We start from the raw sequence: 22,534 nt of genomic DNA on the forward strand, positions 1-22,534 counted from the left end.
ATTTACATCGCGAGCGATCCGCCCTAGTTCTTCGCCAGGCCCCAGTCCGGCTGCGCATCGAACGTTTGCAGTTCCTTGTTGAGGAGCTTGCCGTCCTGCTTCACGACTTCGCGCAGATAAACGTTCTGACGAATATGCCGGGTATCCGGGTCGATCGACACGGGGCCGCGCGGACTGACCCATTTCATGCCCTTCACGGCCGCAAGGGCTTTGTCCGGATCCTTTTGACCGTTCGTGGCCTCAACCATCTTGTAGATGAGCCGAGCACCGTCATAGGCCGCGACCGACGCCATGGTGATGTCGTCAGCCTTGGCGCCGGCCTTGATCAGATCGGCCAGGAAGGTTTTGTTCTCTGAAGAGTCATGCGAGACCGCGTAGTGGTAAGTCGACAGGATGCCTACGCCGCTGTCACCGATAGTCGGAAGATCGGGCTCGGTCACGACATCACCCGTGGACAACAACTTCACGCCAGACGCTTTCAGCCCGTTGTCGATATAGGCCTTGACGAACCCCAGGGTTGGCGGACCGGCCGGCAAGAACGTGAAGATCATGTCTGCGCCGGAATCCTTGATCCTTTGCATGATCGGGCCGAAATCGGTCGTATTGAGCGGCATCCTGATCGATTGGACGATGGTGCCTCCATCTGCCTCGAACGTCTTTTTGAAGGCTGATTCGGCATCGATGCCGGGGCCGTAATCGCTGACGGCGATCGCCACCTTCTTGGCCGCTCTGGCCTTCGCCACCTTCGCCGCGGGGACCGTGTTCTGCCACATCGTAAAGGACGTCCGCACGATGTAGGGGCTCTTCTCCACGATCGCGGACGTCGCGGCGTTCATGACGATCATAGGCACCTTCGCTTCCTCGAGAAGTGGAGCGACGGCCAGGGCGTCCGGAGTGAAGTACAGTCCCGCGATGTACTGAACCTTCTCCTTGACGATCAACTCCTGAGCCAATGATTTCGACTTGGCGGGGTTCGGTGATTCTTCGTCGCGATAGACGAACTCGATCTGATGATCGCCGACTTTCGATCCATGCTTGGCCACCCAGGCGTCAATGCCGTACTTGAAGTTCTGGCCGAACAAGGCATACGGACCGGACATGGTGCCGATGATCCCCACCTTGATGGTGTCGCACTGCGCCGGCGACATCCAGGCAGTGGCAATCGCGACGGCCCCAACAAGTCCAAACCTCAAACTCATGTCTCTCTATCTCCCGCTTCGGTGATGCTGTTTCAGAACATTTCGAAATATTCTCGCTGCTCCCACTCGGTGACCGTCGATTGGAAGCGCTCGATTTCCGCGTTCTTGATGAAAACGTAGTAGTCGACGAATTTCTCTCCCAGAGCCTCGCGGAAGAAGGGGTCATCGCGCAACGCGAACACCGCCTCGCGCAAGGAGGTCGGCAGGAGGTTCGCCTTGGTCTCGTAGGGAGTGTCCGCCGACGGACCGGGATCGAGCTGGCGATCAATGCCGTTGAGGCCGGCCAGAATCTGCGACGCCATGTACAGATAGGGGTTTGCGGCCGGCTCGCCGATCCTGTTTTCGAGCCGGGTGGCTTTATCGTCGGGACCGCCCAGCACGCGGATCATGACGCCCCTGTTGTCGCGTCCCCAGATCGCCCGATCCGGAGCCAGCGAATAGGAACGGTAGCGCTTGTAGCCATTGATCGTCGGCGTCGAGAAGACCGCGGATGCCCTGGCATGCTCCAGCAGCCCGGCCATGTAGTGCTTGCCGAGGTTCGACAGGCCGGCCGGTTCGCTGGTCATGAACGCGTTGACGCCGTCTGTTCGGGAGACCAGCGATTGGTGAAGGTGCCACCCCGATGACATCACGTTCGGTATCCGCGGCCGGCACATGAAGGTCGCGTGATAGCCGTGGCGGTTGCAGATCTGCTTCACTGCCGTACGAAACAGCACCATGGTGTCCGCCGGCTCAATGCCGACGGTGGGCTGGAACACGAACTCGCACTGGCTCGGCCCGTACTCCAACTCGATCGACCGAAGCGGCAAGCCCAGCGCCACGATGTTTTGCCTGATCAGTTCGAGCGCAGGCTCCATCTGGTCGTAACGTTGCTCCGTCAGGTACTGATAGCCCTGCGAAAGCAGGCTGACCTCCGGAGGCTCACCCGGTTGGCCGGGACTGCCGGCGTCCCAAGGCGCCAGTCGGGGATTCTCGACTCTGAAGATGTGGCATTCGACCTCGAGGCCCGCTTTGAAATCATAGCCCCGGTCTTTGAGCTGCCCCAGCACGGATTGATACAGGCCCCTGGAGGCGAAGGGCACGGGTCGTCCATCGGAGAAGTAGAGGTCGCAAAGCACCCACCCGGTTTTTGATGCCCAGGGGAGAACCTTGAAGGTGGTGGGATCAGCGACCATCAAGATGTCGCCTCCCCCCTGCATCTCGTGCATCCCGAACCCGCCGCCGGCGGTGAAGACGGGAAACACCGTGCGGTGAGAGGTATCTTTCGCGAGCAATGTCGTCGTTATCGAGCAGCCGCTCTCGATCGACGAGAGCGCCTCGGAAGCGACCAGCGCCTTGCCGCGCAAGATGCCGTGCTGGTCCGGAAAGGAGAGCCGGATCGTATGCAACTCCTGCTCCTCCGCCATCCGCCGCATGCGGATGGCAGCCTCCTTCTGTTCGGCCGACCAGAGACCGTGCTTTTCGACGAAACTCAACGACATCTCCTTTGCTGAGCTGGGCCGGGCCTGGGCTATTCGGCGGCGGTCAGGTGGGGCACCTTCTTGGCGAGCTCGGCGGGCACCGGCGCGGCCCAGGGAGCGCCCCGACGACGCTTGACGTCCACTTCCATCCAGTAGGTTTCCCAGCCCTTCGTCGGACCGATGCCGTCCATTGTGGCCGGCCCCTGGATGCTGCGCGCGCTGGCAGCGTCGAGGAACAACAGCGGCTTGCCCCCGGAGGCCACCTTCTCGATCTCCTGGCGAAGCAGCCGGCGGTACTGAATGATCGCCTTGTCGGATTGGCCGAGATGCTCACGCGTCCGGTCCTGAATAGCGCCCATCGACTCGACGGCCCACTGGTCGTGGACGTTGATGTCCGCGCCCATGCCGGTGTAAGTCTCGGTCGCCTGCTCGTGCGGGTCGAAGCCGTAGTCGTTCGACTTGTTCTTCCGCGAGCGGTATTCCGGCAGCTCGTAAAGCTCGAGGCGCTGCGCGCGCATTTTTGCCTTGTCGACGGGCGCGGCGTAGCTGGTGAAAATCGCATACCAATAGCAATTCACGTCGTCGACGGGCACGTGCCACTGGGTAATCGTCATCTCCGTGCTCATCGGAATGACGAACGCATGCGGGAATAGCTGGTTGGTGACGCGAACGTGGGTGCGCTGCTCGTCGATTTCTCGCAAGGCGATGAGCCGCAGGCCGTATTCGGTGTGCTCGACGTTGATGATCGGCCGGTCGTACTCGCGCAGGACCTTCGTCATGGGCATTTCCGAGTCGGCCGACGCACCGCGAAACTGCTTGCCATAGGCCGCCGATGTATCCTCATCCTCGAAGAACCGGTGAAGGAACGAGGCGTGAGCCGGGTCGATGCCGACTTCCAGCGCCTGCAGCCAATTGCATTCGATCAGGCCCTTGAAGGCGAAGGTGTATTCGTCCGGCGCCGCGAAGCAGTCGATCTCCGGAAACGCGGGCGGCTCGCCTTCACCCAAATACGCCCACAGGATTCCACCCTTCTCCACGACGGGGTAGGACCGCTGCTTGATGTTTTTGCAGAGCGAGGAGTTTACAGGCTCGGCGGGCGTTTCGAGACACTGTCCCGTGACGTCGAACAGCCACCCGTGGAAGGCGCAGCGCAGGCCACCGTTCTCGAGCCGGCCGAAGGCAAGGTCGGCGCCCCGATGCGGGCAGTCGCGATCGAGCAGGCCATAGCGCCCCGTTTCGTCCTTGAACAGAACGAAGTTCTCACCGAGAAGCTTGACGGCCTTGATGGGGCGCCCCTCCGCGAGTTCGTCGACGAGCGCAGCAGGCTGCCAATACATCCGCATCAGCTTTCCCGCAGGCGCCTTCGGTCCGATGCGGGTAATGAGGTCGTTCTGCTCTTGGCTCATCATGACTTGGATCTCCTCTCTCGGCTTCGAGATGCGTCCTCATGCTATCGGGACGCAGACTAACGCTGAAACACGATCTTGCCGCCGACGATCGTCAGGTCGGCTTTGATGTCTTTGATCTGCTCCTCGGGGACCGTCATGAGGTCCGCCGACAACACGGTCAGGTCCGCGAGTTTTCCGGCCTCGATCGTCCCCTTCTCGTTCTCTTCGAACATATAATGCGATGCCGCGCTGGTGTAGAGGCGCAGCGCCTGCTCGCGGCTGATGGCTTCGTTCGCACCATAAACGCCTCCGGCGCGATCCTTGCGGGTCACCATGACATACATGTTGATGAAGGGATTGATCGTGTTCACCGGGAAGTCGGTGCCGGCGCCGAGGCTGTTCAGCCCCACCTTCTCGATGAGAGTTTTCGTAGGCACGGCCCGATTGGCGACCGCCGCACCCAGGAAACGTTCGACGGTGGCCGCCTTGTCCCACATGAAAACGTTCTGGAGGTCGACTCTCACACCGAGGCGCTTTGCGCGCTCCATTTGCTCGGGCACTATCAAGCTTCCATGGATCAGGACGAAACGCCGATCCTTGATCGATTTCTCCTTGTCGGCCGCTTCGAATGCATCAAGGACGTGGTCGATGCCCTTGTCGCCGACGGCATGGACACCCACGCGCCAATTGTGGCGATTGCAAATGGACACCAGCTCCTTGAGGCGTTGCGGCGATTGCTGGGCAATGCCGTGGTAGTCATCATGCGAGTCTGGATAGGCCTCGCGCATGAGCGCCGTCTTGAGCGTCATGCCGCCATCGTAAAGGATCTTGATTCCGGCGAACTTCAGCCAGTCATCGCCAAAGCCCGAGGAGGCGCCGTTGCCTCGCATGATGGCCTCCCAGGCCGCGTTCTCAGCGGGGGGCTCCGGGCGCCACATGAGACCGACCCGTAGCGTTGCTTCACCGGCCTGCGCCACGCGCTGCAGGGCCGCGATGTCCCTGGGCGAGGTGGCCCCTTCCACGGCGCTGGTGATCCCGAACGAGTTCAGCATGCCTTCCGCGAGCTTGAATTGGCGAAACTCGTCGTCCGCCGTCCACTCCGGAACGGCCTTTTCCACGTTGTCGATCGCCGTCTCGACCAGAACGCCGGTCAGGTCACCGGCACTGTCGCGCTCAAACGATCCGCCGCTTGGGTTTGGCGTGGCCTTGGTTACGCCGGCCTTCTCGAGCGCCATCGAATTGGCCATCGAGAAGTGGCCAACGGTCCGGAGATAGACCGGATTGTTCGGCGCGACGCCGTCGATTTCCTGGCGTGTCAGGTAACGCTTTTCCGCGAGCTGTGACGGGGGATGCCAGGCGCTTCCGATGATCCACTCGCCGGGCTTTTTCTTCGCCACGAACTGCTTGATGCTTGCGAGGGCATCCGCAACAGTCTTGGCGCCGCTCATGTTGACGACGTAGTCGGACAAACCGGCAGCCTTGAAATGCGCGTGCGTGTCGATCAGCCCGGGAACGACAGTCTTGCCCTGCAAGTCGATCGTGCGGGTGCGATTTCCGGCCAACGCCTTGATCGTCGCCGCATCTCCTACGGCCAAGATTCTTCCGTCGCGAACGGCAAGCGCTTCCGCAACCTTTGACTGACCGTCCATGGTGAGAATCTTGCCGTTGATCAAGGCAAGCGAGGGAGCATTGGCCTCCTGCTGCTGGGCAAACGCCGCGCCTGATGTCAGCACCACTCCCACGATCGCTGTCGTCAGCTTCATCGCACCTTGCCCCATTGTTTGTTCGCTAGACGAACATTAGTTCGTTATTGTTCAGAATGACTCCAATGTGACGCGCAAGCAAGCAAAATATTTCCGCAGAACCTGCCTAACGGAACCGCAGCGGCGGCAAACAAGTCGGGATTGAGGGCCCGCCAGAACTGCTGTAACCATCTAACGAACGTATGTTCTTAGATCGAACAACTTGGTAACGGAGGTCGGATGCCGCGAGTGAGATTTGTCCAGCAGGACGGCAGCGGAAGATCCATCGAGGTCGGACGCGACGTGAGCGTGATGCTCGCGGCCGTCCGCAACGGTATTCACGGCATCGACGGCGAATGCGGCGGCTGCCTCGATTGCGCGACCTGTCACGTTTACGTCGATGAAGAACAAGCAAGCTCTGTCCCTCAGCCGAGCGAAGAAGAGCTCGAGTTGCTGTCCGCCGTCTCGGGAGAGCGAAAGCCGAACAGTCGGCTGAGTTGCCAGCTGAAGGTGCCCGCCCCCCTCGACGAGTTGGTGGTCCATGTGCCGGCGAGGCAATCATGACAGGGCTGGTCATCATCGGCGCATCATATGCCGGGGTTCAAGCCGCTCTCACGGCTCGTGAGGCCGGCTATTCTCAGCCCATCACCATCGTGTGCGACGAAGAGTGGCTGCCCTATCAGAGGCCGCCGCTATCCAAGGACTTCCTTCTCGGGCACATCAGCGAGCAAAATCTGATCTTGCGCGACGAGACTTTCTTCGAAGGCAAGCAGATCAATCTCGTTCTTGGGCAGCGCGCCACGCTGCTCGATTTGCGCGCGCGACAGATCACTCTGGCCGGCGACAAGGCTCTGGGGTTTGAAAAGCTCCTCATCGCCACGGGCTCGCGCGCGCGGCGCATCGCGGTTGAGGGCGCGGACTTCGATGGAATTTTCTATCTGCGTTCGGTGACCGATGCGATCGACCTGAAGGCAGGTCTGGCCAATGCTGCGGAGATCGTCATCGTCGGGGGCGGCTTCATAGGGCTGGAAGTTGCGGCCTCCGCGGCAAAGCTGGGCAAGAAGGTCACCGTCATGGAAGCGAGCAGCCGCCTGCTTGAACGTGCCGTCTCGCCGGTCTTGTCGACCTTTCTTCTTGATACGCATTTGCGGGCTGGCGTCGACGTGATGCTCGACGAAACGGTTGCTTCCTTCAAAGGAAACGATCGAAAAGTTTCCGCTGTCGTGCTGGGCAACGGTGCCGTTGTCCACGCCGACCTGGTGCTGGTGGGGATTGGTGGTGTCGCCAATGACGAGATCGCGCGCTCGGCGGGGCTTAGATGCACGAATGGAATTGTTGTTGACGCGCACGGACAATGCGAAACATCGGACATTTTCGCGGCCGGTGACTGCGCCAACCACTTCAACCGCTTTTGCGAAAGCTGGGTGAGATTGGAATCGGTGCAAAACGCCCAGGATCAAGCGAAGGCCGCTGGATTGGCGATCGCCGGCGCTCGAGCGCCCTATGAGAATGTGCCGAGGTTCTGGTCCGACCAATACGACGTCAAGCTGCAGATCGTCGGGCTGGCCGGACGATATGATCGGCAGGCGGTCCGCGGTTCGGTCGACGACGGAAGGTTCTCGGTCTTCTACTATCGCCAGGGCCGATTGGTTGCGGTGGACAGCGTCAACCGGCCAGGCGAGCAAATGGCAGCCCGACGCCTGATTGCCGCGGGGATCTCCCCCGCACCGGAGCAAGCCGCAGACCCTTCCTTTGACCTCAAATCCCTGGTGACAGCCGGAGACAAGGCTGGCGCCTAGCGCGCGGATTTGTGATGGTTCTCGCTTTCGAGAGGCCACTGAGAGGGACCGCCCAATAGAATGCCGAGGCTGAAGCGTACGGAAGAAGAGGAAAAGGCGAGGGAGGGAAGCGAGTTCATCGAGACCCTGGATCGGGGTCTTCGCGTGATACAGTCGTTCGGCATCGATCGCCGTCCAATGACCCTCAGCGACCTCTCCAAGAGCGCGAATCTTCCGCGGGCGACGGTGCGCCGGATTCTGATGACCCTCGTAAAATCCGGATTCGTCGCGGGCAACGAGCGGTTGTTTTCGCTAACGCCCAGAGTGCTGCTTTTGGCTTCGGCCTATTTGACGTCGAACCAAATCAGCACCGTGATGCAGCCGTTCATGGACGAGGTCGCCGGCAAGGCCAAGGAGGTCTGCTCCCTTGCGATCCTGGATGGCGAAGAGGTCGTTTTCATCGCCCGCTCGAGTCCGGCGCGGGTATTTTCGACCGGACTGGACATAGGATATCGGCTGCCGGCTTTCTGCACGTCGGTGGGACGCGTTCTGCTGGGCAGATTGGCAAACGACGAACTGACGAGAACGGTCGACGGCATGAAGCTGGCGGCTCAGACCCAGTCGACGCTGGTCGACAAATCGGCAGTGATTGCGACGATCATCGCCGACCGCACCAAAGGGTATAGCCTTGTCGATCAGGAAGCCGAAGAGGGCTTTCGGTCGATATCGGTGCCAATTCGCCGCTACGATGGCGCCGTCATCGCAGCCGCAAATATCGGCGCTCATGTCGATCGCATCACGACCGGTGAGATGATCGATCGCTTCCTGCCTCTCCTCAAGGAGATGTCCCTCGCCGCGCAGCCCCTGCTCGTCTGAGAAGCTGCCGCCTCGTGGCGAGCACCCGTCATTTTAGCCGTTTCTTGTAGGCGACCGGGTCCATGTCACGGACATCCACGCTTATGCTGACCACATCCGGGCATCGCTCTGTCATCGTCCGTCGAAGGCTCGTACTCAGCTCGACCTTCTGGTCGGGCGATCGACCTTCGAGCAAATGGACAGACAGATGCACGAAGCTGTCACGCTTCCCGGCAACCAGGAAATCGTTGTAGACGCACGCCCGCACCTTGACGTCCTCCGCCTTCATGATGCCCGTTCGCCAAGCGGCTTCAAAGAGCGCTTCCATCAAGCCTGTTACGTCGTCGCGAGCGAGCGCCCCTTCCGAATATTCGATCACCAAGTGCGGCATGACGTTGTTCTCGTTTTTAGGTCGCGTTCATGAGATGGCCTCACCGTCGTAGACCGTTCGCCCCTCAACGTCGCCATCTTTGTCGCGGCGGTCATGGTTCGCATGGGGGCGGAATGTGTGCCGAGAAACACCCTGTGCAGCGCAGAGCTGTGCAGCAGCTCCCCAGCCAGGCCGGTTTCGTGAGTGATTTCAGGCGGAGCGGGCAATCTGGCTGGGGCGGGAGGGATCGAACCCAACTAAAAACAGTTGCAGCCCAAGACCTTACTCAAATCACCTCGGCGTTTTGATTCTTTTGACTCCCCGATTCTTGTCACGTCAAGGAAGTGGGCTCGCGCTATCCCATGCTGATTGAACCTATTCCCAAAGTCGCGCATCGCATTTCTAAAGCGGCGCCGAAGTGACCGTTACGATGTCAATTATTGAGGCTGGAGGTCGAGCAACCACATGACGTCTTGAGTTCGCTTCATCCAAGCGGACGTGTGCCCGCAGCGATAGCCGACGATTTCGGCAATCTGGTCGTACTCGTCTTTTAAGTTTCGCGAGAAGATCGGCTCGTGGTGCGCGATTCTATTCCTCAAATCTCTGATTTTGTCGGCAGCATTGCGAATCTTCTCTCGAGCCGCTGCGATTGTCATTCCTTGAGGAAGGTTCGGATACTCTCTGCGTAGATACTGATTCCAGAGTCGACCGTCGTGCCTTCCTGTGTACATCGAGACCCAAAAAGCGAACTTGAGTTCTGCAATGACCTTTCCAGTGGTTTGCTGAGGGCGGGGCTGCCAATCTCGGGTCGCTACGAGTTCGCGCCGAGGGCTGAACCGCTGCATGGAGTGAGTGGTCGGCAAACTGGTTTCAAACGCTGTGGACCACGGCCAATCGGGAGTGAGGTAAGCTGATTCCGCGGCATTCGCGACCGCGTTCCTTAGGCAAATCTCAAAGACGTGCAGCGGATACAGAAATGCGGCCGAGACCTGTGCATTCCAGTGATAGAGCTGTAACGCCTTGAGAACATTATTGTTTCTGGCGCCGAGGAAAGTTTGAAAGCGCGGGGTTGATAAGACAACCGGGATCGCCATCTGCTCTTCGGCGCTAAAATTTTCTGCCATTTAATGCGCTGAAAACGCTGGAGTTTCGGGGTAAATTCGCGTCGAGCATGCAATTTTGATGAGGTTCCCGTCAACCAAATGTTGACTCGGACGTTATAGGCACTACGTTCACGACCATGCGCTTTGGGCCATGCGGGGTGCTTGCACCCTCCCCCCAGAGACAGTCGAAAAGGAAAGGGCGACCCTAGCGGGTCGCCTTTTTCTTTTGGCCCTCCGCTACGCGGACCCAAAATACAGGGTGGAAGGACGGTAACCTTCTGTTGACATTTTGCTAGAAAAATCGGATTTTGTTGTCCAGCGTGAATCACAACGGAGCTGGACTATGTCCGACAACCCGGCGGAGCAGTTTACCACCGAAGAGGTGCCCCAATCACTTTGGCCATTGATACCCACTGCAATTCGGCGCGCCTATATCGCAGCTGACGCCACTATTGACGCGGCACCTTACCTCGGAACTCCGGGCGGGAAGTATCAACGCGGCGACTTGATCATGCTGGCGGCATCGTATGAGTTCCAGAAGTTAGTGAAGGCTGGCAGCCTGCCCGAGTTCGACGGGACATGGGAGTATTTCGCAAGACCGACCGGCAAACATTTTGTTATGCTGACCTCGCGCGCCCGGATCACGATCAACCAAGTCGAAGACCCACGCAAAAAGCCTCGCGTCGCGGTGTTCCGAAATAACTACGCGGAATTGAATGAAGTTGGTTTGTTTGATGATTGGGACGAAAATCTAATCCGCGCTAGAGAGGAAGCAGCCAAGGATGGCGAGCGGCGATTGCTTCACATTCTACATGGCTATCAAGACCTCAATTTCGCGCACCTTGCCTATCCCCACCCGGAGCGCAATCGGCATATCTATAGGTCTCCGAACTTGATGCGGATGCCCCATGAGATGCCCCTGACCGATTTGCCGCCGCCGGAGGGCCCCTCCGAATCGCCCGACCCAGAAACGATAGAAAACATCCAGCGACACATAAGGGACGATGAGTAAGCTAGTTGCCTTTCCAGACAGAACCACTGGATTTGTGCCTCAGCGCTTGGTTGAAGCTCGGCTGGTGCGGCAGATGTCACGCGCCGAATTGGCTCGCGACCTAGGTCTGACCGGGCAGGCTATCGGTTATTACGAAACAGGCGACCGGCGACCCGACATGTCGGTTCTCTTGCGAATGGCCGAAATTTTGGAGCAGCCTGTATCCTTTTTCCTGCGATCCAGCCCGTCTTTTGACGGGATCAGAGGAACACGCTTTTTTCGAAGCATCGGGACGCGCTCGAATAAGGTCAACTATGCTCTAGACATCAAGACAAAATGGCTATGGGAGCTAGTCGGATTTATTGGCCAGAATATCAAGCTGCCTGCTGTCAATCTGCCCGATGTCCCGCCTGCTAAGGCAGAGTCTGGGTATACGCAGGCTGAGATTGATGAAATCGCATTGTCAGTGAGGAAGCATTGGGGACTAGGCGAAGGACCCATTGCTAACGTGATAGCCCTGTTCGAAACACACGGCATTGTCGTAACGCGCTTCGAATTGGGTTCAGATGAAATTGATGCTTTTTCATGCTGGATACGGCAACGACCATATGTCTTGCTTGGCTCCGAAAAGAAATCTGCCTCCCGTTCTAGGTTCGACGCTGCGCACGAACTAGGGCATCTGCTTCTCCATCGGCACATTGCACAAGAAGACCTAGAAAATAAGGACGTTCGTGAACACATCGAGAGCGAAGCCAATATGTTCGCTGGCTCTCTTTTACTCCCGCGTAATGCGATGTTGCGCGAGTTTTATTCTGCTCGTTTGAAGCACTTGGAAGGTATGAAGGCTCGCTGGCGAGTGTCCATGCAAGCGATAGCTCACCGCGCCAAGCAAATTGGGATCATCGACGAGTACCAATACATCCTTTTCCGGAAGCAGATCAGCTTTAACCGCTACAATAAGAACGAACCCCTAGATAACGAGATTCCGATGGAGCAGCCGCAGTGGCTTCTCAAATGCTGGAAGCTTCTGACCGACCAAAAAAAGGTGCGAGAGGCTGGGGTGGAGGACGAGCTGGGATTCTCTCTTGATTTGGTGGTTCGATTGTTCGGCTCTGAACTTAAAAACGCGGGCCCGGCGGAGCAAACGTCGCCCGGCGTATTCAAGCTGAAATAAACCCGCTGTTGGGGCAAGAATGAGAACGCCGTCTCATTCTCGTCGAAACACTTCGCGATGTGTTCTGCGATCAGCCGTTCGCCGTGCTGAATGGAGCAGCTGGGAGGTCTTAATTGGAAAGAGCGTTTTTGCTTGGTCTTCGACAATAAATTCTCGTGTATCCATTTTCCACCCATTGCCCGGCGCTTCCGTTGCAGAAATTATCTTAACGGAACGCTGTGCGTCACCGCGAGCGCCGAGAGTCATCGGTGCCCTTGGTCAGCAAGTCAATGACCGAAACCCTAAGAGCCTTGGCGAATACTTCAAGCGTACTCAATGTTACGTTTCGCTCGCCGCGTTCTACAGAGCCCACATAGGTGCGATGAAGGCCGCATTCATCGGCCAATGCTTCTTGTGACAGTCCCTTCGCACGGCGCAGGCGAACCACGTTCTGCGCCAAGATTCGCGTTAGCGCCGCACTTGGCTTGCGAAGCTGCTCGGAAGGCATGCCGTCATCCACAAGAAGAAGAATGAGCATGCTTGTGGGATGATGCCTTTGAATCTACAGACTATGAGTAGCTAAATGACGAGTGATTCATGCCATGACGCACGCACGAAAATTGCGAAGCTCACCGCCCGTGCCAACGTCCGGATTGTCGTTTCTCACTCGCAAAGAAGCCGCTCGCGAGTTGCGGATTTCTCTCGCTAAACTGGATCGCATAATCGGCCGGGGCCAGTTGAAGGCAAAGAAGCATGGCCATTCCACGTTTGTGATGGCCACAGAGGTGCAGCGATACATCGAGAATCTGCCCGATATTGAACCGCGCGCTGAGGCGAATAGCGCTAGTTGATGTCTCGCGAGGGTCGCCACTTGCTGACCATTCGAAATGGATCACATGATCGCACGCGATGAACTGCGACAGATGATGCACGGCTGTCACGCAGTGGTCGCGATGCGTCACATCGACCAAAAGCAGAATTTGAAACCGCGCACAGAACGCCGCGCACATCGATGTGTTTGTGAGGTTCGATTGGCGTAGCAAGCAATCGAACCATCGCTCAGGGCTGCAAGTCGTGCTACGATTACGTCGGGCCGAGGCGGCCGAATATTGCTTTTAAATAATTGATTTCATTGAGATTTTTCTGGCTGGGGCGGGAGGGATCGAACCTCCGAATGGCGGAATCAAAATCCGCTGCCTTACCGCTTGGCTACGCCCCAACAGACGACGAACGGAACGGGCAGAACCGGCACCCGCAGATTCCCGTTGGTCGCAGCCGGTCTATAGGGAGCGGCGCGGCATTTCAACCGCCTGGAGGGGCAAAAAAGGCCCGGCGGCCGACACTCTATGCTGGGCCCAACGGCCCTGCCCGTTCCGGCCAGGCCATCCGGCATCCCGGCAGTTGAGACCGCTCCCGTTTCATGGGAATACGGCGCCAATATCTGTTCTCGGGGAGTGAGCCATGACCTACCGCGCGCCGATTTCTGACATGCTGCTGTCGCTCAACCATGGCGCGGGCCTCAAGGCCGCCCTGGAGGCCGGCCATTACGGCGATTTCGACGCCGACATTGCCGCGGCCGTGCTGGAGGAAGCCGGCAAGTTCGCATCCGACGTGCTGGCGCCGCTCAATAAGGTCGGCGACGAGCACGGCATCAAGCTCGAGGATGGCAAGGTCACGACCGCGCCGGGCTGGCCTGACGCCTACAAGCGCTGGACCGAGGGCGGCTGGAACGCCGTGTCCGGCCCGGAAGATTTCGGCGGCCAAGGCCTGCCGCTCGCGATCAATGCCGCCTGCACCGAGATCTGGAGCGCGGCCAACGTCGCCTTCGGCCTCTGCCCGTTGCTGACGGCGTCGGCGATCGAGGCGCTGGACGCGCATGGCAGCGACGAGCTGAAGACAATCTATCTCGAAAAGCTCGTCTCCGGCGAATGGACCGGCACGATGCAGCTGACCGAGCCGCAGGCCGGCTCCGACGTCGGCGCGCTGCGCACCCGCGCCGAAAAGCAGGCGGACGGCACCTATCGCATCAAGGGGACGAAGATCTTCATCACGTATGGCGAGCACGACATGACCGACAACATCGTGCATTTCGTGCTGGCGCGCCTGCCCGATGCGCCCGCCGGCACCAAGGGGATTTCTCTCTTTCTTGTTCCCAAGTTCATGGTCAACGCGGACGGCTCGCTGGGGCCGCGCAACGACATCTATGCGAGCGGCGTCGAGCACAAGCTCGGCATGCATGCTTCGCCGACCTGCACCATGACCATGGGCGATCATGGCGGCGCGATCGGCTATCTGATCGGCGAAGAGAACCAGGGCATGCGCTGCATGTTCACGATGATGAACCAGGCCCGCCTCGGCGTCGGCCTGGAGGGCGTCGGCGTTGCCGACCGGGCCTACCAGCAGGCCCTGTCGTATGCGCAGGAGCGCCGCCAAGGCCGCGCGGTAGGCAAGAAAGGCGACGGCTCGGATGCGATCTTCGTGCATCCCGACGTCAAGCGCATGCTGATGCGGATGCGGGCGCAGACCGCGGCCGCGCGCACCATCTGCTATGCGACGGCGGTCGCGATCGACGTCTCGACCCGCGCCAAGGATCCGAAGGTGCGCGCTGAAGCCGCCGCACGCGCGGCGCTGCTGACGCCGATGGCCAAGGCCTACTCCACCGATATCGGCAACGAGGTCGCCTATCTCGGTGTGCAGGTGCATGGCGGCATGGGCTTCATCGAGGAGACCGGCGCGGCCCAGCACTACCGCGATGCCCGCATCACCGCGATCTACGAGGGCACCAACGGCATCCAGGCGATCGATCTCGTCACGCGCAAGTTAGCTGCCAATGGCGGCGCATCGGTGTGGGCGCTGCTCGACGAGCTCTCGGCAACGGTCAAGCAGGTGGAGGCCTCCAACGATCCCGCCTTCGGCACCACCGGCACCAAGCTGCGCGAGGCGTTGGAGGCGCTCACGCGCACCAGCAAATGGCTGCTGGAGCGCGTTGCCTCGGCGCCCAACGACGCGCTTGCGGGGGCGACGCCCTATCTGCAGCAATTCGGCGCGACGCTCGGCGGCTGCCTGCTCGCCTCCGAGGCGCTCGCCGCCAAGGCCGAAGGCCTTGGCGACGCGCCACGCTACGTCGCACTGGCGCGCTTCTTCGCCGAGAACATCGCGGTGCAGGCCGGCGCGCTCGAGCGCACCGTGACGGAGAGCGCGGAGTCGGTCGCAGCGGCGGATGCGGCGTTGCTGGGTAGCTAGTCGTCTGTCGGGCCGTCGCCCTTCGAGGGCCGCTGAAGAGGCGGCCGCCTCAGGGTGACGGTGATAGAGTGTGCGAATCTTGCAGCCTTCTCCTCGGCCGCCACAACACGATTCCGGCGGCCACGAGATTGAGCACCACGCACAGTGCGAATGCGGTCGTGTAGTTGCCGGTCAAGCTGCGCACCAGACCGACGAGACCGGGGCCGAAAGCGCTGACGATGCCGCTGATCGAGGTGCCCAGGCCCACCGCGGTCGCGAAGGCCGAAGCACCGATCTCGCGCTGGATGATCAAGGGCGGGAACGTGATGATGTTGCCCATCGAGAAGCCGTAGACGGCGCAGCAGGCCAGCAGCACGGTCGGGCTCGTGCTTTGCAGAGCCACGAACAGCGCAGCCGCCTGGCTCGTCATCGAAACCGCACAGGCGAGCCGGGCATCGAGCCGGTCGACGAACAGGCCGAGCGAGAGGCGCCCGACGATCGCCATCGCCGCCATGATCGTGACGGCAAGCCCTGCGGCGGAGCGGCCGATCAGCGGCTCGAGAAACGTCACCTGGTGGACGATGAAACCCATCTGCGCCAGCAGCGCGAGCGCGATCGGCAGCACCATGGTCCAGAACGCCGCGTTGGCGAGCACCGCCTTGCGCGAGCGAACCGGCGCTGAGGAGCCGGAGGAACGTCCGCCGGCTGCAGGCACCATCCCTGCGGGCCAGCCGATGAAGGTCACGACCGCCGGCAGCACCAGCACCATCATCGCGAGCGTCGCCGTCAGCATCGCAGGCCGGAAACCGATGCTGCCGGTCAGCGACAGCAGCAGCGGGACGAGGATGATGCCGCCGCAAGTCGCGCCGTTGAAGGCAAGGCTGAGCGCAAGGCCGCGCCGCTGCTCGAACCAGGAATTCAGCACGGTCGCGATCACCACCGTGCCCATGCCGGTCCAGCCGACCGACATCAGCGCATAGGCGAGATAGAGCTGCCAGGGCGTCTGCACCAGCGCCAGCAGCACGGTCGAAGCGCCGAGCGCCGACAGGCCGCACAGGATCAGCGCGCGCAGCCCGATGCGCTCGAGCAGGTCATCGGTGAAGATGACGAGCACGGAGGTCAGGAGAAACGAGAAGGTGCTGGCCGCGGAGATCAGCGTGCCCGGCCAGCCGTGAGCGCGCTGCAACTCGGCGAGATAGACGCCTTGGCCGTAGAGGCCGAAGCCGAACATGAAGAAGGCCATCAGGAAGCACGCCAGCACGACCCGCCAGCCGCGATAATACGGTGAGGATTCGTCGATCCGGAGGGCGGCAATCATGAATCTGACGGTCTGTCTGAAGGGAACGGGGCTGGATCGTGCCTCACAACCAGCGGTTTTTCAAATGAAACATTGTAGCTAATTGTTGCGGCACGTAACGGGCCTGGCATTCATCGAGCGGCATGGCTCGTGCGATGATGGGATTGTCGGGGGAACGACGCTGCGCGTGCCTCAAAAATGACGACAACAACCTTCGTGAAATCTTCGCGCCGAACGAATAGTCTAACTCCATGCGACATCTTCTCCGCCTGGCTTGCTTCGTCCTCGCTCTCACCGGCACCCTCCCCGCTGCGGCCCAGAGCGCAGCCCCCGTCGAGCTGCGCATTCTCGCGATCAATGATTTTCACGGCCATCTGCGGCCGCCGCCGGGCGGCATCCGCTTCAACGACCCCGAGGACAAGTCCAAGAAGGTGACGGTGGCGGCCGGCGGCGCCGAGTACATGGCGACGCTGCTGAAGCAGCTGCGCGAAGGACACAAGAACGCCATCTTCGTCGCCGCGGGCGACCTGATCGGCGCGAGCCCGTTTTTGTCGGCGATGTTTCACGACGAGCCCTCGATCGAGGCGCTCTCGATGATGGGCCTTGCGATCAGCTCGGTCGGCAATCACGAATTCGACGAGGGCAACACCGAGCTTCTGCGCATGCAGAACGGCGGCTGTCATCCCGTCGACGGCTGCCAGGGACCGCATCCCTTCAAGGGCGCCAAATTCCGTTATCTCGCGGCCTCCACCGTCGAGACCGCGACCGGCAAGAGCGTGCTGCCGCCCTACGAGATCAGGGAGTTCGACGGCATCCCCGTCGGCTTCATCGGCCTGACCTTGAAGGAGACCGCCGGCATCGTCTCGCCAGCGGGCATCGCCGGGCTCGAATTCCGCGACGAGGCCGAGACGGTGAACGCGCTGGTGCCGCAGCTGAAGGCGCGCGGCGTCGAAGCGATCGTGGTGCTGATCCACCAGGGCGGCGAGCCCGCCGGCGATTACAATGAATGCCCTGCCATCACGGGACCGATCGTCGACATCGTCAGGAAGTTCGATCCTGCCGTCGACGTCGTCGTCAGCGGCCACACCCACCGCGCCTACATCTGCGATATCAACGGGCGGCTCGTCACCAGCGGCGACAAATACGGTACACTCGTCACCGCGATCGACCTCAAGCTCGATCCTGTGACTCGCGATATCGTCGGCGCCAAGGCCGAGAACGTCATCGTCGCCAACGCTTCGCTGGCCAGGGATCCCGAGCAGACCGCGTTGATCGACGCCTACGACAAGCTCTCCGCGCCGATCGCCAACCGGCCCGCCGGCTCGGTGACGCAGACATTGTCGCGCGTGCCGAACGAGGCCGGCGAAAGCGCGCTCGGCGATATCATCGCCGACGCGCAATTGCTCGCAACGCGCGATGCGAAGGATGGCAGCGCTGTCATCGCGCTCACCAATCCCGGCGGCATCCGCACCGACATCGTTCCAAAGGAGAACGGCGCGATCACGTTCGGCGACGTCTTCGCCAGCCAGCCGTTCCGCAATCGTCTTGTCACCATGACGCTGACGGGCAGCCAGCTCAAGGACTTGCTCGAGCAGCAATGGCTGGACCCGAAGCGGCCGCGGATTCTCCAGGTGTCGAACGGCTTCAGCTATACTTGGGATGCTTCAAAGCCATTCGGCGAGCGCGTCAGCCTCGAGAAGATGACGCTGGGCGGCAGGCCGATCGAGCCAGGAAGCGGCTACCGCGTCACGCTCAACGATTACCTCGCCGTCGGCGGAGACGGGTTTACCGTCGCCAAACAGGGCACCGCGCCACAATACGGCGGTTACGATGCGGACGCGCTGTTCGCGTTCTTCCGGGCGCACGGGCCGGTCGGTCCGCTGCCGCCCAGGCGCATCCTGCGGGTGAATTGATCCGGATCAAGCGGGCAGCCCTTTGCCATTCCCGGCCAAGCGCTTAGATTGGATTTTGCATTGCGTTTTGGCGCCGGATGCGCCAACGACGGCAAAAGCCCGTTTTCCGTGAGGCCGACCTGATGAGCACGCTTCTCCTTTCCCACAAGGCCTGCCTCGACCATGTCACGCCGCCGGGACACCCTGAAAGGCCGGATCGCCTGCGCGCGGTGGAAGAAGCTTTGTCGCATGAGCGCTTCCAGTTCCTGGCGCGCGAGGAGGCGCCGGAGGGCGATCTCGATCTCGTCACGCTCTGCCACAACGAGCATTACGTCACCGAGCTGCGCCACATCGCGCCCACCAGCGGTCAGGTCTATATCGACGGCGACACCTCGATGTCCCCGGGCACGTGGGAGGCGGTCATGCGCGGCGTCGGCGGCGCGGTTGCGGCGACCGAAGCGGTGATGGCCGGCGAGCATCGCAACGCCTTCGTCGCGGTCCGCCCGCCCGGACATCACGCCGAGATCGGCAAGCCGATGGGCTTCTGCTTCTTCGACAACGTCGCGATCGCCGCGCGCCACGCCCAGCGCAAATACGGCATCAAGCGCGCGGCCATCGTCGACTTCGACGTGCATCACGGCAACGGCACGCAGGACATCTTCTGGTCGGACCCGACCGTGATGTACTGCTCGACGCACCAGATGCCGCTGTTTCCGGGCACCGGCGCCAGAAGCGAGCGCGGCGATCACGACACCATCGTCAATGCGCCGCTCGCCTCCGAGGACGGCGGCCCGGAATTCCGCATCGCGTTCGAGAATCTGATCCTGCCGCAGCTCGAGAAATTCAGCCCCGAGCTCTTGATCATCTCGGCCGGCTTCGACGCGCATTATCGCGATCCGCTGGCTTCGCTGAACCTGCGCGCGGAGGACTATGCCTGGGTGACCCGCAAGCTGATGGATCTCGCCGACAAGACCGCCGGCGGCCGCGTTGTTTCGGTGCTCGAGGGCGGCTATGACCTGCAGGGACTGAAAGAATCTGTTACGGCGCATGTCGGCACCCTGATGGGCGCTTGACGCACCCGCCACATTACGCCCGCAAAACTCTGCTTTCTCAAAGGTGAAGCGAATCGGGCAATCGGAAACGGATATGGCCGAAAACACTCAAGTCGACGTCTCCAGGCTCACCTTCGAGCGCGCGATCGAGGAACTCGAAACGATCGTGAAGCGGCTCGAGGACGGCAAGGTGCCGCTCGAGGAATCCGTGACGATCTACGAGCGCGGCGAGGCCCTGAAGCGGCGCTGCGAGGAATTGTTGCGCCAGGCCGAGGCGCGCGTCGACAAGATCACCACCGATGCCAGCGGCCAGGCCACCGGCACTGCGCCGCTCGACGTCCAGTAACCAGTAATAAGAGTGCTCTCCCGCTCAGTCTTCTGCCCCCGCTGGGCCGCGCAAGACCGCGACGCAGGTCCGCGTAGAATGTGTTCGCGGTAAGCGTGGCCGCTGCGTCCTTATCGCAGTCCGCAGCTCCCGGCCGGCATGCGGTTCCCTGGCGGTCGATACGTCCCTGTCTTCGAATCGGGTCGTTGAGAGCGAGAAAAGCCCATACTCAGGCCAAAAAGCCTCCCAAGAACCAGCAAGGCCGGAACCCCTTACCCCGCACCGAGGTTAACCACTTCTGGTCCGCGAGTTGCACCTGCATACCCCTAATCGGCCCAGCGGGTTGGCTTTGGCCTAAGCTTTGGTGTAAAGCTGCGCGGAGTGTGGCTTTTTGTAAGCCTTGCGTGGGCACCGATTACCGACGACAAGTGCTTCAAACTGCTAATGAAATTGGCTTGGGACGGACGAAGCCGATCTAAGTGACAGGGATCACAGAGACTGAACCGGAGCACACTTAAGCTTACCTAAGCTTGAAGGCGGGGCCTTGCCCCGTGCAGGTGGCTCCGACGGTTATAGGACTCGCGCTGCGCCGATATTGTGCAAACCCATCGCGCACCGGAATGACCTTCCGGTGCTGACAAATTGGAAATCGCCGTGAACGCATACAGTAAGACGCCGCTTCTCGACACCATCCGGACGCCGGAAGATCTGCGCAAGCTCAAGGTCGAGCAGGTTCGCCAGGTTGCCGACGAGCTGCGGCAGGAGACCATCGATGCCGTCTCGGTGACCGGCGGTCACTTCGGCGCGGGCCTCGGCGTGGTCGAGCTCACCACCGCGATCCATTACGTCTTCGATACGCCGCGCGACCGGCTGATCTGGGACGTCGGCCACCAGGCCTATCCGCACAAGATCCTCACCGGCCGGCGCGACCGCATCCGCACGCTGCGCACCGGCGGCGGCCTGTCCGGCTTCACCAAGCGCAGCGAGAGCGACTACGATCCGTTCGGCGCGGCGCATTCCTCGACCTCGATCTCCGCCGGCCTCGGCATGGCCGTGGCGCGCGACCTCTCCGGCGGCAAGAACAACGTTATCGCCGTGATCGGTGACGGCGCGATGTCGGCCGGCATGGCCTATGAGGCCATGAACAATGCGGGGGCGATGAACTCGCGCCTGATCGTCATTCTCAACGACAACGACATGTCGATCGCACCGCCGGTCGGCGCCATGAGCGCCTATCTGTCGCGCCTCTACTCCGGCAAGACCTATCGCACGCTGCGCGATGCGGCCAAGCAGATCAACAAGCGCCTGCCCAAGATCCTCGCCAACCGCGCCAATCGCGTCGAGGAATATTCCCGCGGCTTCATGATGGACGGCGGCACGCTGTTCGAGGAGCTCGGCTTCTACTATGTCGGCCCGATCGACGGCCACAACCTCGACCATCTCCTGCCCGTGCTGAAGAACGTCCGCGACATGGAGACTGGTCCGATCCTGGTCCACGTCGTGACGCAGAAGGGCAAAGGCTACGGCCCCGCGGAAGCCTCCGCCGACAAGTACCACGCCGTCGTCAAGTTCGACGTCGCGACTGGCACGCAGGCCAAGGCCAAGCCGAACGCGCCGGCTTATCAGAACGTGTTCGGCCAGAGCCTCGTCAAGGAAGCCCAGAAGGACGACAAGATCGTCGCCATCACCGCGGCGATGCCCTCGGGCACCGGCGTCGACATCTTCAACAAGGCCTTCCCCGACCGCACCTTCGACGTCGGCATTGCCGAGCAGCACGCGGTGACCTTTGCCGCGGGTCTTGCGACCGAAGGCTACAAGCCGTTCTGCGCGATCTACTCGACCTTCCTGCAGCGCGGCTACGACCAGATCGTCCATGACGTCGCGATCCAGAGCCTGCCCGTCCGCTTCGCCATCGACCGCGCCGGCCTCGTCGGCGCCGACGGCGCGACCCATGCCGGCTCGTTCGACAACGCCTATCTCGGCTGCCTGCCCAACATGGTGATCATGGCAGCTAGCGACGAAGCCGAGCTGGTGCACATGGTGGCGACCCAGGTTGCGATCGACGACCGTCCGAGCTCGCTGCGCTATCCGCGCGGCGAAGGCCGCGGCATCGAGATGCCCGAGGTCGGCATTCCGCTCGAGATCGGCAAGGGCCGTGTGATCCGCCAGGGCAGCAAGATCGCGCTGCTCTCCTTCGGCACCCGTCTCGCCGAATGCGAGAAGGCCGCCGACGAGCTCGCCGCCCACGGCCTGTCGACCACGATCGCCGATGCGCGCTTCATGAAGCCTCTGGATACCGAGCTGGTGCTCAAGCTCGCGCGCGACCACGAGATCCTGATCACGATCGAGGAAGGCTCGATCGGCGGCTTCGGCTCGCATGTCGCGCAATACCTGACCGATCAGGGCGTGCTCGACACCGGCATGGTCAAGTTCCGCTCGATGGTGCTGCCCGACGTGTTCCAGGATCACGACACCCCGGCCGCCATGTACGCCCGCGCCGGCCTCGACGCCAAGGGCATCGTGGCCAAGGTGTTCGAGGCGCTCGGCAAGGATGTGAAGACCGAGACGGTCAAGCTGGCTTGATTGTCGCGGCAGACGCTGAACCCGACCTCTCCCGTAGGGAGAGGTCGGATTGCTCCTGGCGATGCGAAGCATCGTCCAGTGCAATCCGGGTGAGGGGCTCAGATCCCACGTGAGAGCGTAACCC

At 61.2% G+C, this 22,534-nt stretch carries 20 protein-coding genes and 1 tRNA gene; 10 read left to right on the forward strand and 11 right to left on the reverse strand.

Features of this window, described 5'->3' with window-relative positions; genetic code table 11:
• Nucleotides 1–23: 23 nt before the first annotated feature.
• The 4 genes from I6F17_RS01375 to I6F17_RS01390 form a co-directional block, all read right to left on the reverse strand.
• Nucleotides 24–1,148 carry an ABC transporter substrate-binding protein gene (locus I6F17_RS01375; RefSeq protein ID WP_225123849.1) on the reverse strand — a complete coding sequence of 375 codons (1,125 nt, stop codon included), beginning with the start codon at nt 1,146–1,148 and terminating at the stop codon, nt 24–26.
• 83 nt (nt 1,149–1,231) lie between these two features.
• On the reverse strand, nt 1,232–2,674 hold the full coding sequence (locus tag I6F17_RS01380) for a glutamine synthetase family protein (protein ID WP_225123766.1): 1,443 nt from the start codon (nt 2,672–2,674) through the stop codon (nt 1,232–1,234).
• 35 nt (nt 2,675–2,709) lie between these two features.
• Nucleotides 2,710–4,068, reverse strand: coding sequence for an aromatic ring-hydroxylating dioxygenase subunit alpha (locus tag I6F17_RS01385; RefSeq protein WP_128263618.1), 1,359 nt, complete (start codon nt 4,066–4,068; stop codon nt 2,710–2,712).
• Nucleotides 4,069–4,124: 56 nt separating this feature from the next.
• Nucleotides 4,125–5,720 (reverse strand): amidohydrolase, encoded by a 1,596-nt coding sequence (locus I6F17_RS01390; RefSeq protein WP_225123767.1) that lies wholly within the window; start codon nt 5,718–5,720, stop codon nt 4,125–4,127.
• A 309-nt stretch (nt 5,721–6,029) separates the two neighbouring features.
• Between I6F17_RS01390 and I6F17_RS01395 the strand changes: the two genes are divergently transcribed.
• The 3 genes from I6F17_RS01395 to I6F17_RS01405 are packed head-to-tail and all read left to right on the forward strand — an operon-like array spanning nt 6,030 to nt 8,443.
• Nucleotides 6,030–6,353 (forward strand): 2Fe-2S iron-sulfur cluster-binding protein, encoded by a 324-nt coding sequence (locus I6F17_RS01395; RefSeq protein ID WP_225123768.1) that lies wholly within the window; start codon nt 6,030–6,032, stop codon nt 6,351–6,353.
• Entirely contained in the window at nt 6,350–7,588 is a 1,239-nt protein-coding gene (locus I6F17_RS01400) for an FAD-dependent oxidoreductase (RefSeq protein ID WP_225123769.1), read from the forward strand. Before I6F17_RS01395 ends, I6F17_RS01400 begins: the two co-directional genes overlap by 4 nt.
• A 60-nt stretch (nt 7,589–7,648) precedes the next feature.
• Nucleotides 7,649–8,443, forward strand: a complete 795-nt coding sequence (locus I6F17_RS01405) for an IclR family transcriptional regulator C-terminal domain-containing protein (protein ID WP_225123770.1) — start codon at nt 7,649–7,651, stop codon at nt 8,441–8,443.
• 28 nt (nt 8,444–8,471) lie between these two features.
• Here I6F17_RS01405 and I6F17_RS01410 read toward each other — a convergent pair whose 3' ends face one another.
• On the reverse strand, nt 8,472–8,813 hold the full coding sequence (locus I6F17_RS01410) for a 5-carboxymethyl-2-hydroxymuconate Delta-isomerase (RefSeq protein ID WP_225123771.1): 342 nt from the start codon (nt 8,811–8,813) through the stop codon (nt 8,472–8,474).
• A 416-nt stretch (nt 8,814–9,229) separates the two neighbouring features.
• Nucleotides 9,230–9,916, reverse strand: a complete 687-nt coding sequence (locus tag I6F17_RS01415) for a hypothetical protein (RefSeq protein WP_225123772.1) — start codon at nt 9,914–9,916, stop codon at nt 9,230–9,232.
• A 322-nt stretch (nt 9,917–10,238) separates the two neighbouring features.
• Between I6F17_RS01415 and I6F17_RS01420 the strand changes: the two genes are divergently transcribed.
• Together I6F17_RS01420 and I6F17_RS01425 are read left to right on the forward strand one after the other, a co-directional pair.
• Nucleotides 10,239–10,907 (forward strand): hypothetical protein, encoded by a 669-nt coding sequence (locus tag I6F17_RS01420; protein WP_225123773.1) that lies wholly within the window; start codon nt 10,239–10,241, stop codon nt 10,905–10,907.
• Nucleotides 10,900–12,060: an XRE family transcriptional regulator gene (locus tag I6F17_RS01425; protein WP_225123774.1), complete on the forward strand. Its 1,161-nt coding sequence runs from the start codon at nt 10,900–10,902 to the stop codon at nt 12,058–12,060. The genes I6F17_RS01420 and I6F17_RS01425 overlap by 8 nt, the downstream gene beginning before the upstream one ends.
• 223 nt (nt 12,061–12,283) lie before the next feature.
• Here I6F17_RS01425 and I6F17_RS01430 read toward each other — a convergent pair whose 3' ends face one another.
• The 3 genes from I6F17_RS01430 to I6F17_RS01440 form a co-directional block, all read right to left on the reverse strand.
• Nucleotides 12,284–12,547, reverse strand: coding sequence for a helix-turn-helix transcriptional regulator (locus I6F17_RS01430; RefSeq protein ID WP_225123850.1), 264 nt, complete (start codon nt 12,545–12,547; stop codon nt 12,284–12,286).
• Nucleotides 12,548–12,668: 121 nt separating this feature from the next.
• Nucleotides 12,669–13,049: a hypothetical protein gene (locus I6F17_RS01435; RefSeq protein ID WP_225123775.1), complete on the reverse strand. Its 381-nt coding sequence runs from the start codon at nt 13,047–13,049 to the stop codon at nt 12,669–12,671.
• A 134-nt stretch (nt 13,050–13,183) separates the two neighbouring features.
• Nucleotides 13,184–13,258, reverse strand: a tRNA-Gln gene (locus I6F17_RS01440).
• 242 nt (nt 13,259–13,500) lie between these two features.
• Between I6F17_RS01440 and I6F17_RS01445 the strand changes: the two genes are divergently transcribed.
• Entirely contained in the window at nt 13,501–15,282 is a 1,782-nt protein-coding gene (locus I6F17_RS01445) for an acyl-CoA dehydrogenase (RefSeq protein ID WP_036038003.1), read from the forward strand.
• 49 nt (nt 15,283–15,331) lie between these two features.
• Here the strand turns inward: I6F17_RS01445 and I6F17_RS01450 are convergent, their stop codons facing one another.
• Together I6F17_RS01450 and I6F17_RS01455 are read right to left on the reverse strand one after the other, a co-directional pair.
• Nucleotides 15,332–16,579: an MFS transporter gene (locus tag I6F17_RS01450; protein ID WP_225123776.1), complete on the reverse strand. Its 1,248-nt coding sequence runs from the start codon at nt 16,577–16,579 to the stop codon at nt 15,332–15,334.
• A 43-nt stretch (nt 16,580–16,622) separates the two neighbouring features.
• Nucleotides 16,623–16,811: a hypothetical protein gene (locus tag I6F17_RS01455; RefSeq protein WP_225123777.1), complete on the reverse strand. Its 189-nt coding sequence runs from the start codon at nt 16,809–16,811 to the stop codon at nt 16,623–16,625.
• On the opposite strand from I6F17_RS01455, the gene I6F17_RS01460 reads away from it, so the two are divergent.
• From I6F17_RS01460 to dxs, 4 genes are all read left to right on the forward strand, one after another.
• Nucleotides 16,810–18,471 carry a bifunctional metallophosphatase/5'-nucleotidase gene (locus tag I6F17_RS01460; RefSeq protein WP_225123778.1) on the forward strand — a complete coding sequence of 554 codons (1,662 nt, stop codon included), beginning with the start codon at nt 16,810–16,812 and terminating at the stop codon, nt 18,469–18,471. The two genes, I6F17_RS01455 and I6F17_RS01460, sit on opposite strands and share 2 nt — an antisense overlap.
• A gap of 122 nt (nt 18,472–18,593) precedes the next feature.
• Complete coding sequence (locus tag I6F17_RS01465; RefSeq protein WP_036038027.1) at nt 18,594–19,523, forward strand: histone deacetylase family protein; 930 nt, start codon at nt 18,594–18,596, stop codon at nt 19,521–19,523.
• 73 nt (nt 19,524–19,596) lie between these two features.
• Nucleotides 19,597–19,848, forward strand: a complete 252-nt coding sequence (locus tag I6F17_RS01470) for an exodeoxyribonuclease VII small subunit (RefSeq protein ID WP_008132970.1) — start codon at nt 19,597–19,599, stop codon at nt 19,846–19,848.
• A gap of 633 nt (nt 19,849–20,481) precedes the next feature.
• Nucleotides 20,482–22,410 (forward strand): 1-deoxy-D-xylulose-5-phosphate synthase, encoded by a 1,929-nt coding sequence (dxs, locus tag I6F17_RS01475; RefSeq protein ID WP_036038029.1) that lies wholly within the window; start codon nt 20,482–20,484, stop codon nt 22,408–22,410.
• Nucleotides 22,411–22,534: the final 124 nt, after the last annotated feature.

The organism is Bradyrhizobium sp. NBAIM18, from assembly GCF_020193825.1.
Taxonomy (GTDB): Bacteria; Pseudomonadota; Alphaproteobacteria; order Rhizobiales; family Xanthobacteraceae; genus Bradyrhizobium; species Bradyrhizobium yuanmingense.

Excerpts from the sequence above, each read along its gene's own strand:
- I6F17_RS01465 (WP_036038027.1), top strand. The coding sequence starts at position 18,594 with ATGAGCACGCTTCTCCTTTCCCACAAGGCCTGCCTCGACCATGTCACG.
- I6F17_RS01445 (WP_036038003.1), top strand. The coding sequence starts at position 13,501 with ATGACCTACCGCGCGCCGATTTCTGACATGCTGCTGTCGCTCAACCAT.
- I6F17_RS01455 (WP_225123777.1), bottom strand. The coding sequence starts at position 16,811 with ATGGAGTTAGACTATTCGTTCGGCGCGAAGATTTCACGAAGGTTGTTG.
- I6F17_RS01385 (WP_128263618.1), bottom strand. The coding sequence starts at position 4,068 with ATGATGAGCCAAGAGCAGAACGACCTCATTACCCGCATCGGACCGAAG.
- I6F17_RS01400 (WP_225123769.1), top strand. The coding sequence starts at position 6,350 with ATGACAGGGCTGGTCATCATCGGCGCATCATATGCCGGGGTTCAAGCC.
- I6F17_RS01460 (WP_225123778.1), top strand. The coding sequence starts at position 16,810 with ATGCGACATCTTCTCCGCCTGGCTTGCTTCGTCCTCGCTCTCACCGGC.
- I6F17_RS01450 (WP_225123776.1), bottom strand. The coding sequence starts at position 16,579 with ATGATTGCCGCCCTCCGGATCGACGAATCCTCACCGTATTATCGCGGC.
- I6F17_RS01375 (WP_225123849.1), bottom strand. The coding sequence starts at position 1,148 with ATGTCGCCGGCGCAGTGCGACACCATCAAGGTGGGGATCATCGGCACC.
- I6F17_RS01410 (WP_225123771.1), bottom strand. The coding sequence starts at position 8,813 with ATGCCGCACTTGGTGATCGAATATTCGGAAGGGGCGCTCGCTCGCGAC.
- I6F17_RS01435 (WP_225123775.1), bottom strand. The coding sequence starts at position 13,049 with ATGTGCGCGGCGTTCTGTGCGCGGTTTCAAATTCTGCTTTTGGTCGAT.
- I6F17_RS01425 (WP_225123774.1), top strand. The coding sequence starts at position 10,900 with ATGAGTAAGCTAGTTGCCTTTCCAGACAGAACCACTGGATTTGTGCCT.
- I6F17_RS01470 (WP_008132970.1), top strand. The coding sequence starts at position 19,597 with ATGGCCGAAAACACTCAAGTCGACGTCTCCAGGCTCACCTTCGAGCGC.
- I6F17_RS01430 (WP_225123850.1), bottom strand. The coding sequence starts at position 12,547 with ATGCCTTCCGAGCAGCTTCGCAAGCCAAGTGCGGCGCTAACGCGAATC.
- I6F17_RS01420 (WP_225123773.1), top strand. The coding sequence starts at position 10,239 with ATGTCCGACAACCCGGCGGAGCAGTTTACCACCGAAGAGGTGCCCCAA.
- I6F17_RS01405 (WP_225123770.1), top strand. The coding sequence starts at position 7,649 with ATGCCGAGGCTGAAGCGTACGGAAGAAGAGGAAAAGGCGAGGGAGGGA.
- I6F17_RS01415 (WP_225123772.1), bottom strand. The coding sequence starts at position 9,916 with ATGGCAGAAAATTTTAGCGCCGAAGAGCAGATGGCGATCCCGGTTGTC.
- I6F17_RS01395 (WP_225123768.1), top strand. The coding sequence starts at position 6,030 with ATGCCGCGAGTGAGATTTGTCCAGCAGGACGGCAGCGGAAGATCCATC.